Genomic DNA, 5696 nt, shown 5'->3' with positions numbered 1-5696 from the left:
GGAAGGGGGTTTTTCTTTTGTCGAAACCAATAGCAAAACCCCCGCCGAATGGGCGGGGGTTCTAGCAAAGGGAGCCTGACGATTACCTACTTTCACACGGGAATCCGCACTATCATCGGCGTAGAGTCGTTTCACGGTCCTGTTCGGGATGGGAAGGGGTGGGACCGACTCGCTATGGTCATCAGGCAAAGAGGGGTGTCGTATTGATGAATCAATACGACCAATCTGGGAAGAAGCAGTAGTGTAGGTTGTGTGTATCGCACACGAGAATTCTGACCGAGTCTGTTGGTGACGTAAAACAGACTGGTTATAGGATCAAGCCTTACGGGCAATTAGTATCAGTTAGCTAAAAGCATTACTGCTTGTACACACCTGACCTATCAACGTCCTGGTCTTGAACGACCCTTCAAGGGGATCGAGTCCCCAGGGATATCTCATCTTAAGGCGAGTTTCCCGCTTAGATGCTTTCAGCGGTTATCTCTTCCGAACATAGCTACCCGGCGATGCCACTGGCGTGACAACCGGTACACCAGAGGTTCGTCCACTCCGGTCCTCTCGTACTAGGAGCAGCCCCCTTCAAATATCCAACGCCCACGGCAGATAGGGACCAAACTGTCTCACGACGTTTTAAACCCAGCTCACGTACCTCTTTAAATGGCGAACAGCCATACCCTTGGGACCGGCTACAGCCCCAGGATGAGATGAGCCGACATCGAGGTGCCAAACACCGCCGTCGATATGAACTCTTGGGCGGTATCAGCCTGTTATCCCCAGAGTACCTTTTATCCGTTGAGCGATGGCCCTTCCATACAGAACCACCGGATCACTATGACCTGCTTTCGCACCTGCTCGACTTGTCGGTCTCGCAGTTAAGCACGCTTATGCCATTGCACTATCAGCACGATTTCCGACCGTACCTAGCGTACCTTCGTACTCCTCCGTTACGCTTTGGGAGGAGACCGCCCCAGTCAAACTGCCTACCATGCACTGTCCCCGACCCGGATCACGGGCCAAGGTTAGAACCTCAAACAAACCAGGGTGGTATTTCAAGGACGGCTCCACCGAAACTAGCGTTCCGGTTTCATAGCCTCCCACCTATCCTACACAGATCGGTTCAAAGTCCAATGCAAAGCTACAGTAAAGGTTCATGGGGTCTTTCCGTCTAGCCGCGGGTAGATTGCATCATCACAAACACTTCAACTTCGCTGAGTCTCGGGAGGAGACAGTGTGGCCATCGTTACGCCATTCGTGCAGGTCGGAACTTACCCGACAAGGAATTTCGCTACCTTAGGACCGTTATAGTTACGGCCGCCGTTTACCGGGACTTCAATCAAGAGCTTGCACCCCATCATTTAATCTTCCGGCACCGGGCAGGCGTCACACCCTATACGTCCACTTTCGTGTTTGCAGAGTGCTGTGTTTTTATTAAACAGTCGCAGCCACCAGTTTATTGCAACCCCTTCACCCTTCTGGCGCAGGCCAGTCAAGCTACAAGGGCGTACCTTATCCCGAAGTTACGGTACCAATTTGCCGAGTTCCTTCTCCCGAGTTCTCTCAAGCGCCTTAGAATACTCATCTCGCCCACCTGTGTCGGTTTGCGGTACGGTCATTGTTAAACTGAAGCTTAGAGGCTTTTCTTGGAACCACTTCCAATTGCTTCGCTCCCTAAAGAGCTCGCGCCACACCCTTGAATTCCGCGCCCGGATTTGCCTAAGCGCCTTCTCCAATGCAGCGACCGGGACTTCCAACACCCGGACAACCTTCCGCGATCCGTCCCCCCATCGCATTTAACAATGGTGCAGGAATATTGACCTGCTTCCCATCAGCTACGCATTTCTGCCTCGCCTTAGGGGCCGACTCACCCTACGCCGATGAACGTTGCGTAGGAAACCTTGGGCTTACGGCGAGGGGGCCTTTCACCCCCTTTATCGCTACTCATGTCAGCATTCGCACTTCCGATACCTCCAGCACGCTTTTCAACGCACCTTCGCAGGCTTACGGAACGCTCTCCTACCATGCACATAAATGTGCATCCGCAGCTTCGGTATATAGCTTAGCCCCGTTACATCTTCCGCGCAGGACGACTCGATCAGTGAGCTATTACGCTTTCTTTAAAGGGTGGCTGCTTCTAAGCCAACCTCCTGACTGTTTTAGCCTTCCCACTTCGTTTCCCACTTAGCTATATTTGGGGACCTTAGCTGGCGGTCTGGGTTGTTTCCCTCTTGACACCGGACGTTAGCACCCGATGTCTGTCTCCCGTGATTGCACTCTTCGGTATTCGGAGTTTGCTATGGCGGGGTAATCCGCAATGGACCCCCCAACCATGACAGTGCTCTACCCCCGAAGGTGAGACACGAGGCACTACCTAAATAGTTTTCGGAGAGAACCAGCTATTTCCAAGTTTGTTTAGCCTTTCACCCCTATCCACAGCTCATCCCCTAACTTTTCAACGTTAGTGGGTTCGGACCTCCAGTACGTGTTACCGCACCTTCATCCTGGCCATGGATAGATCACTTGGTTTCGGGTCTACGCCCAGCAACTGAACGCCCTATTCGGACTCGCTTTCGCTACGCCTGCCCTATTCGGTTAAGCTTGCTACTGAACGTAAGTCGCTGACCCATTATACAAAAGGTACGCCGTCACCCCTTACGAGGCTCCGACTGTTTGTATGCATGCGGTTTCAGGATCTATTTCACTCCCCTCCCGGGGTTCTTTTCGCCTTTCCCTCACGGTACTGGTTCACTATCGGTCGATCACGAGTATTTAGCCTTGGAGGATGGTCCCCCCATCTTCAGACAGGATTTCACGTGTCCCGCCCTACTTGTCGTACACCTAGTTCTTCCTCGCTATTTTCATCTACAGGGCTATCACCTGCTATGGCCGCACTTTCCAGAGCGTTCGATTAATAACAAAGATAAAGAGTACAGGCTGCTCCCATTTCGCTCGCCACTACTTTGGGAATCTCGGTTGATTTCTTTTCCTGCGGTTACTTAGATGTTTCAGTTCACCGCGTTCGCTTCACTAGACCTATGTATTCAGTCTAGGATGACCCAAAAGGGCCGGGTTTCCCCATTCGGACATCGACGGATCAAAGCTTGTTTGCCAGCTCCCCGTCGCTTTTCGCAGGCTACCGCGTCCTTCATCGCCTGTGATCGCCAAGGCATCCACCACATGCACTTGTTCGCTTGACCCTATAACAAGTCTGTCTCGCAACAGCTCGCTACAGGTTGAGTTCTCGCGTTGTGCCGTATTCCAATTGAGTCGAACTTGCGTTCGAATCTTCTTGAGATACATCGATACAATCACAACCCGGATAACTTCCACGTCCATCTCAAGACGCTTCCGCTATCCAAATTACTACTTCTTCCAGATTGTTAAAGAACGACAGCCGATACGCTTTCACATATCGCTCTGACTGGCTCAATCGCCAATGCCAAATATTCATCCCATGCCACAACTTGCGCATGCGCCGAACACTTCGCGTTGGTGATTGGTGGAGGCAGACGGGATCGAACCGACGACCCCCTGCTTGCAAAGCAGGTGCTCTCCCAGCTGAGCTATGCCCCCAGGCACAGATTGATCTCAGGTTTCCTACGCCAGACAAATTGGTGGGTCTGGTTGGATTCGAACCAACGACCCCCGCCTTATCAAGACGGTGCTCTAACCAACTGAGCTACAGACCCCTGAGTCTGTCTTAATTACAGCCGATAAGCGTGAGCACTCAACTTCGCGAGTCGCTCTAGAAAGGAGGTGATCCAGCCGCACCTTCCGATACGGCTACCTTGTTACGACTTCACCCCAGTCATGAATCCTACCGTGGTGACCGTCCTCCTTGCGGTTAGACTAGCCACTTCTGGTAAAACCCACTCCCATGGTGTGACGGGCGGTGTGTACAAGACCCGGGAACGTATTCACCGCGGCATGCTGATCCGCGATTACTAGCGATTCCAGCTTCACGCACTCGAGTTGCAGAGTGCGATCCGGACTACGATCGGTTTTCTGGGATTGGCTCCCCCTCGCGGGTTGGCGACCCTCTGTTCCGACCATTGTATGACGTGTGAAGCCCTACCCATAAGGGCCATGAGGACTTGACGTCATCCCCACCTTCCTCCGGTTTGTCACCGGCAGTCTCCTTAGAGTGCTCTTGCGTAGCAACTAAGGACAAGGGTTGCGCTCGTTGCGGGACTTAACCCAACATCTCACGACACGAGCTGACGACAGCCATGCAGCACCTGTGTATCGGTTCTCTTTCGAGCACTCCCACCTCTCAGCAGGATTCCGACCATGTCAAGGGTAGGTAAGGTTTTTCGCGTTGCATCGAATTAATCCACATCATCCACCGCTTGTGCGGGTCCCCGTCAATTCCTTTGAGTTTTAATCTTGCGACCGTACTCCCCAGGCGGTCAACTTCACGCGTTAGCTACGTTACTAAGGAAATGAATCCCCAACAACTAGTTGACATCGTTTAGGGCGTGGACTACCAGGGTATCTAATCCTGTTTGCTCCCCACGCTTTCGTGCATGAGCGTCAGTATTGGCCCAGGGGGCTGCCTTCGCCATCGGTATTCCTCCACATCTCTACGCATTTCACTGCTACACGTGGAATTCTACCCCCCTCTGCCATACTCTAGCTTGCCAGTCACAAATGCAGTTCCCAGGTTAAGCCCGGGGATTTCACATCTGTCTTAACAAACCGCCTGCGCACGCTTTACGCCCAGTAATTCCGATTAACGCTCGCACCCTACGTATTACCGCGGCTGCTGGCACGTAGTTAGCCGGTGCTTATTCTTCCGGTACCGTCATCCACCCCGGATATTAGCCAGGATGATTTCTTTCCGGACAAAAGTGCTTTACAACCCGAAGGCCTTCTTCACACACGCGGCATTGCTGGATCAGGCTTTCGCCCATTGTCCAAAATTCCCCACTGCTGCCTCCCGTAGGAGTCTGGGCCGTGTCTCAGTCCCAGTGTGGCTGGTCGTCCTCTCAGACCAGCTACTGATCGTCGCCTTGGTAGGCCTTTACCCCACCAACTAGCTAATCAGCCATCGGCCAACCCTATAGCGCGAGGTCCGAAGATCCCCCGCTTTCATCCTTAGATCGTATGCGGTATTAATCCGGCTTTCGCCGGGCTATCCCCCACTACAGGACATGTTCCGATGTATTACTCACCCGTTCGCCACTCGCCACCAGGTGCAAGCACCCGTGCTGCCGTTCGACTTGCATGTGTAAGGCATGCCGCCAGCGTTCAATCTGAGCCAGGATCAAACTCTTCAGTTTAAACCTGTTACTGTTTTCGGTTCTCTCGAACCGGTCGCTCACTCAAAGCTGACAGGTCGTGAATTGCTTCACAAACCTGACTTACTTTAGTGTGAGACTCTTGATACTTTCGCTATCCCGATCCGAAAATCAGGTCTCGCTTCCATCAAGTGCCCACACTTATCGGCTGTTAATTTTTAAAGAACGTTTCCGCTGAGTCGCCTTGCTTCTTCTGGCCTTCTCAGCAGCGCTGCATTTCCTGCAGCAGAGAAACGAGATTATGATCAATTCGGAGCAGCGCGTCAACAACTTTTTTAACTCCGCGCTCACCGCCTACTGCTGATCCACCTCTTCGTCCAACACGCCTCAAACCCGCGCCAGACTTCGTTTCCCGCCTTCCGCTTCACGTCTCCGTTACTGCGAAAGAGGCGTGATTGTAGG

Annotated in this window: 2 tRNA genes and 3 rRNA genes; all 5 read right to left on the bottom strand. The window is 52.7% G+C overall.

Annotated features, from left to right (window positions below):
• Positions 1-73: 73 nt before the first annotated feature.
• Positions 74-186 (bottom strand): 5S ribosomal RNA (gene rrf, locus RZR99_RS31865).
• 125 nt (positions 187-311) lie between these two features.
• Positions 312-3191, bottom strand: a 23S ribosomal RNA gene (locus tag RZR99_RS31860).
• Positions 3192-3491: 300 nt separating this feature from the next.
• A tRNA-Ala gene (locus RZR99_RS31855) sits at positions 3492-3567 on the bottom strand.
• Between the two features lie 39 nt (positions 3568-3606).
• Positions 3607-3683 (bottom strand) — tRNA-Ile (locus RZR99_RS31850).
• Positions 3684-3743: 60 nt separating this feature from the next.
• Positions 3744-5276: ribosomal RNA gene (locus RZR99_RS31845) — 16S ribosomal RNA — on the bottom strand.
• The 16S, 23S and 5S rRNA genes sit together here with 2 tRNA genes alongside, the layout of an rRNA operon.
• Positions 5277-5696 lie beyond the last annotated feature (420 nt).

This window comes from Burkholderia alba (assembly GCF_034721475.1).
Classification (GTDB): Bacteria; Pseudomonadota; Gammaproteobacteria; order Burkholderiales; family Burkholderiaceae; genus Burkholderia; species Burkholderia alba.
The sequence above is the reverse complement of the archived record's forward strand: the minus strand, read 5'-3'. Positions and strand labels throughout refer to the sequence as shown.